General features: G+C 58.4%; 1 protein-coding gene. It reads right to left on the bottom strand.

Annotated features, from left to right (window positions below; all coding sequences use genetic code 11):
* Nucleotides 1–946, bottom strand: a protein-coding gene (locus LQK84_RS25040) for an IS630 family transposase (RefSeq protein ID WP_230831493.1) whose coding sequence is annotated in 2 segments (ribosomal slippage) — nt 1–610 and nt 610–946 — 947 coding nt annotated over the 2 segments. Because the reading frame shifts where the segments join, the coding sequence is not laid out codon by codon here. This gene is flagged as partial in the annotation.
* Between the last annotated feature and the right edge of the window lie 58 nt (nt 947–1,004).

Raw genomic sequence — 1,004 nt, 5'->3', positions numbered from 1 at the left:
CATGTTGCATCGTATCCAGCGGCGGCGAAATAGTTCTGGCATTCGTTTGGCGTGAAGAGTTTGAGGACGCGCCCAATTGTGTTCCAGAGGCCACTGATGGAGCGCTCGGCAGCCTTGCGCAAGAGGGTCTTCAGTTTCGAGAAGGCGTTTTCTATCGGGTTGAAGTCGGGGCTGTAGGGCGGAAGGTATTTGAGCCTTGCGCCAACGCTTTCAATCATCTCCCGAACCCTTGGGCCTTTGTGGCTGGACAGGTTATCCATGACGACGATATCCCCTGGCCGAAGCTCGGGCAGCAACACCTTCTCGACATATGTTTCGAAGCTGATGCGGTTGATCGGTCTGTCGATGACGAAGGGCGCAATGAAGCCACGGAGCGTCAGCGCTCCGATGAAGGTCGTGGTTTTCCAATGGCCATGCGGAACGCTGACCCGCAGACGTTCGCCTCTTGCACACCGGCCGTAGCGGCGGGCCATGTTTGTCGAAGCCCAGGTCTCGTCGATGAAGACGAGGCGTGAAGGATCGAGGTCCAGTTGGCCGTCGAACCATTCCTGCCGCCGCTTCAAGATGTCGGGGCGATCTTGTTCCGACGCATGCGCGCTCTTTTTTTGCGCGTGATGCCGTGCCGGGCAAAGAAACGCTGGATCGTGCCGAAGCCGAAGAACAAGCCTTGTTCGGCAAGGCTGTGACGGACCTCTTCGATGGTTGCATCCTTATCCGGCCCCAAGGCTTCGAGGATGGTGTTCATGTGTGCGTCGATCCTTGCAGAGCGTCGATCTCCACCCAGCGCGCGCGGCCGGGCATCGCCCTGTTCGCGCTCACGCTTGCGCCACCGACTGATGCTGGCAGCACTGACCTCAAAACGTGTCGCCGCAGCCCGATGCGAAAGGCCCTGTGAAACCGCTGCAAGAACCCGAACCCGCAAATCCATCGACAAAGCCTTCGACATCTCAGCCACCTCCATCCAGAGGGTGTCATAAGAATCAGACAGACGCTGATTTGCATAG

This window comes from Rhizobium sp. C4, from assembly GCF_021026315.1.
In the GTDB taxonomy this organism is placed as follows: Bacteria; Pseudomonadota; Alphaproteobacteria; order Rhizobiales; family Rhizobiaceae; genus Ensifer_A.
Note: the sequence above shows the minus strand (reverse complement) of the source record. Positions and strands in the feature narration are given on the sequence as shown.